This window comes from Nocardia sp. NPDC060220 (assembly GCF_042727815.1).
Taxonomy (GTDB): Bacteria; Actinomycetota; Actinomycetes; order Mycobacteriales; family Mycobacteriaceae; genus Nocardia.
Genome location: NZ_JBHWZY010000654.1, coordinates 1 through 3,980 on the forward strand (window position 1 = coordinate 1; position 3,980 = coordinate 3,980).

General features: G+C 69.0%; 5 protein-coding genes. 1 reads left to right on the forward strand and 4 read right to left on the reverse strand.

Annotated elements, in window-relative coordinates:
- From fmt to ACFWF3_RS27120, 4 genes are all read right to left on the reverse strand, one after another.
- Positions 1-784: methionyl-tRNA formyltransferase (gene fmt, locus ACFWF3_RS27105; RefSeq protein WP_379316200.1), on the reverse strand; the 784-nt coding region annotated here is incomplete at its 3' end.
- Entirely contained in the window at positions 784-1,323 is a 540-nt protein-coding gene (def, locus tag ACFWF3_RS27110; protein WP_378627041.1) for a peptide deformylase, read from the reverse strand. The genes def and fmt, both read right to left, overlap by 1 nt.
- A gap of 76 nt (positions 1,324-1,399) precedes the next feature.
- Positions 1,400-2,419 (reverse strand): esterase/lipase family protein, encoded by a 1,020-nt coding sequence (locus ACFWF3_RS27115; protein WP_379316202.1) that lies wholly within the window; start codon positions 2,417-2,419, stop codon positions 1,400-1,402.
- Between the two features lie 62 nt (positions 2,420-2,481).
- Positions 2,482-3,159 carry a PadR family transcriptional regulator gene (locus tag ACFWF3_RS27120; protein WP_379316204.1) on the reverse strand — a complete coding sequence of 226 codons (678 nt, stop codon included), beginning with the start codon at positions 3,157-3,159 and terminating at the stop codon, positions 2,482-2,484.
- Positions 3,160-3,245: 86 nt separating this feature from the next.
- Here ACFWF3_RS27120 and ACFWF3_RS27125 point away from each other — a divergent pair.
- On the forward strand, positions 3,246-3,980 hold a 735-nt coding region (locus ACFWF3_RS27125), incomplete at its 3' end, for an HD domain-containing phosphohydrolase (protein WP_379316206.1).

The following is a 3,980-nucleotide window of genomic DNA, read 5'->3' on the forward strand; positions in this document are numbered from 1 at the left end:
CCTCGATCTCGCGTTCGGGCAAGGTTTCCTCCACCATTTCCACCGGGCCGAGTTTGAGGCGCAGCCCGTTCACCTCGGTCCACGCGCCGGGCGCCGGGGTGACGGCGCGAATGTGGCGGTGGATGGCGAGCGCGGGTTCGTCGAACCCGATCCGCCCGGCTTCCACGGTCACCTTCGGTGCGTAGGTCACGCCGTCATGGGATTGCGGAATCGCTTGCAGTGAACCGTCTTCCACGCCGTCCAGGGTTTTCTCGAGCAGCACGGCACCCGCTTCGGCGAGCCGGGCCAGCAGTTCGCCCGCGGTGTCGGTGGGCCCGATCTTCTCGGTCATCACCCCGTACACCGGGCCCGTATCGAGGCCTGCTTCGATCAGGAACGTCGACGCGCCGGTCATGTCATCACCGGCGTCGATGGCCGCCTGCACGGGAGCCGCCCCGCGCCAGGCGGGCAGCAGCGAGAAGTGCAGGTTGATCCAGCCGTGGGCGGGGATGTCGAGCACCTGCTGGGGCAGCAGCGCACCGTAGGCGACGACCGGGCAGCAGTCCGGTGCGAGCTCGGTGAGCGCGGCGACGAACTCGGGCTCGGACGGCTTGCGTGGCGTGAACACGGGAATGCCGTGTTCGTCGGCGAGCTGCCCGACCGGCGAGCGCAGGAGCTTGCGACCACGGCCCGCGACCGCGTCGGGCCGCGTGACGACCGCCACGACCTCGTGGCCTTCGCTCTCGATCAACCGGCGCAGCGACGGCACAGCGGGCTCGGGCGTGCCCGCGAAAACTACGCGCATCAGCGACCACCGCCGACGCCGCTGGATTCGCGCACGGTGATCCCGCCGCGGAACCAGTCGGATTCGCGGATGGTACGCATCGCGTCCTTGCGGTCGGCCGGTTCGAGCCGGTTGATGAACAGCACGCCATCGAGGTGGTCGTACTCGTGCTGTACGCAGCGCGCGAGCAGACCGTCGGCTTCGAATTCGACCGGCGCACCGGTGACGTCGACCCCGCTGACCCGCACGCGCGCCGCCCGGCGCACGTCGTACCGCACGCCGGGGATCGACAGGCAGCCCTCGGGACCGACCTGTTCGTCGGCACCGACGGCCGACCACTCCGGATTCACCACATGCCCCGCGGCATCGCCGGTGTCGTAGACGAACACCCGCAGCCCGACACCGATCTGCGGCGCGGCCATCCCGACCCCACCGTCGTCGTGCATGGTCTCGGTGAGATCGGCGACCAACGTGGCGAGGTCGGGACCGAACTCGGTGACCGCGTCGGCACGAGAACGCAGGATCGGGTCGCCGAACAGGCGAACGGGCTGAATGGTCACGGCGGCTCCCGGGGAGGACGAATTGCGGTCGTCCCAGTCTAGTGACCCCGCGAGGTACTTCCGTCCAGCCCGGCTGTCAGGAGTTGCCCGCGATGATCACCTCGGGGATGCCGGTGCCGAGCGGGACGGGCGCGCAGACCGGTGCGGGTGCCCGGGCCGGGTCGAGGACGCGCTGGAGCAACTGCTGCACGAAGGGGTCGTAGACCAGGTGGAAGTGCCCGGTCAGGTCGTCGGCACACAGGTCCTGCAGGACGAGGTTCTCGGCGCCCGCACCGCGCAGCGCGATGTTCGAGAACGGCTGGATCATCTCGTCGACCCGGCTGCCGACGGTGACGTACCGGACACCGGACACGGTGTCGCCGCCCGCGTTGAGCTCCACCATGAGTGGTTCGCCCTGAGCCTGCTGGACCGCAGCGGTCGAGGTGACCTTCGCGAAGACATCCATCATGCCGGGAACGGCCTGCCCCACCGGGACCAGTCCGTACATGACCCCGCCGTAACTGGGTGAGGCCAGGCCGACCCAGGTCCCGACCTTCGGCGCGCCCCCGAGCTTGTTGACATAGAACCGGCTGACGTTCGCCCCCTGCGAGAACCCGACCAGATCGACCTTGGTCGCCTTGGTCGCGACGAGGACATCGTCGACGAACTGGGCGAGCTGGGCGAAACTGATGCGCATGTCCTCGGTGCCGTAGGTGTCGGCGCCCGGCGCTCCGCCGTAGTTCAGCGCGAAGACGCAGTAGCCGGCCGACACCAGCTGCGGCCCGATTCCCGCCCAGTCGGAGTACGCACTCGAGTCGGTGCCGTGTACCAACACGATCGGCCGCGGGTGCTCGGCGGTGGGCGTACACCCGAAGTTGTTGAGCCCCACCGGAACCGAGTTCGGGTTGGCCTTGATGTAATGGGCGGCATCCAGGTGATCGGACTGCGCCGGACCCGCTTGCATCGGAATGACGGCGGGCCGATAGCCCGCCGGTTCAGCGGCGGCGATCGGTGCGAAGGACACACCGATCACCGCCGTGCAGACGAGTGCCGTGACCGACACCGCGCCGCGCAATCGTGATGTTCCCCAACCCCACAACGTTCCCAGTTGTTCCATACCCCAAACATTTACTCCATGGGACCGACAACCGCACGCCGGGCAGGGCGGTCACGACGCCCTCACTTCTCGGGGGTTGCATCGCCCTCGGAGGCGACATCGTCCTCGGCGAGGATTCGATACAGCGCCCGGCGGGTCTCGGCGAGTACCTCGGCCGCCTTCGCCGCCTGCTGTGCCGTGCCGACCTGGGCCACCTGACCGACCGCGCCCATCACCTGTCCGACCAGTCCGCGCAGGTCCAGCGCCTGGGCGCCGACGTCCTGCTTGACCTCGGCCCACGGGTCGCCGAGATCCTCACGATGGGCCTCGACATAGGCCTTGCCCTCGTCGGTGAGCTGGGCGGTCTTACGACCGGCCACCTTTTCGATGAGCACCAGACCCTCGTCCTCGAGCTGGGCCAATGCCGGGTAGATGGACCCCGGGCTGGGGCGCCAGACATCGTCGCTGCGGTCGCGGATCTGCTGGATCAGTTCGTAGCCGTGCATCGGGCGCTCGACGAGCAGCAGCAGCACCGCTGCCCGCACGTCACCGCGCCTGCCACGCCCGCCGCGGCCGCGACCGCGGCCGAAACCGGGACCGAAGCCCGGTCCGAACCCTGGGCCGAAGCCAGGTCCGAAGTCGGGGCCGTGGCCATGGCGCCCGCCGTGGCGGAACTGCTGGCGGTCGGGACCGAATTCCCGGGGGCCCGGTCCGCGACCGCGCCGGAAGTGTCCGAATTCTCGTTGTTCTTGGTTCTGCATGACAGCCTCCTCAGGCTCTCTCGTTGTTCTTGACACTATCGACGATATATCGGCAATGCATCGAGCGCAAGGAGTAATCTGAATTCGTGACGGACCCGTCCCGGCCCCTTCGGCTCGCCGAACTCGTCGCCTCGCTGTCACTGGCCACCGACCTCGGGCTCGGCCAGCCGCAGGAACATGTCCTGCGCCAGACCGTTCTCGCTGTCCGGCTCGCCGAGGCCGCGGGGTTGTCCGAGGCCGATCGCGCCGCGGTGTATTACGTCTCGCTGCTGGCGTGGGTCGGCTGCGTCGCCGACTCCCCCGAGATGGCGCGCTGGTTCGGTGACGACCTCCGGATCCGGGCCGACAGCTACAACATCGACAAAACCGGGTTGCCGATGATGGCCTTCCTGCTCGGGCACCTCGCCGAAGGCGGGTCGTCGCTGCGGCGGATCTCGATGACCGGCCGGTTCCTCGCGGGCGGGGTGCGCGACACGATGGACTCGTTCCTCACCCACTGCCGCACCGCGGCCGATATCGCCGACCGCCTCGGCCTGCCGGACGCCGTCCGGGCAGCGCTGCCACAAGCCTTCGAACGCTGGGACGGCCACGGCGTACCCAGCGGATTGCGGGGCGAGGCGATCATTCCGGTGATGCGTGTCGTGCACATCGCCGACGACGCCGAGGTCCATACCCGGGTGGGCGGTGTCGACGCGGCGGTCCGAATGCTGCTGTCGCGCAGTGGCACCGAGTTCGATCCCGAACTGGTGGACCTGTGCGCCCGGGGCGACGGCGCGTTGCTGGACGGACTCGACCGGGTCGACGCCTGGCAGCAGGTGATC

What these genes read in the sequence shown, in the direction of transcription:
- ACFWF3_RS27115 (WP_379316202.1), bottom strand. Translation starts at nt 2,419, where the DNA reads ATGGAACAACTGGGAACGTTGTGGGGTTGGGGAACATCACGATTGCGC.
- ACFWF3_RS27120 (WP_379316204.1), bottom strand. Translation starts at nt 3,159, where the DNA reads ATGCAGAACCAAGAACAACGAGAATTCGGACACTTCCGGCGCGGTCGC.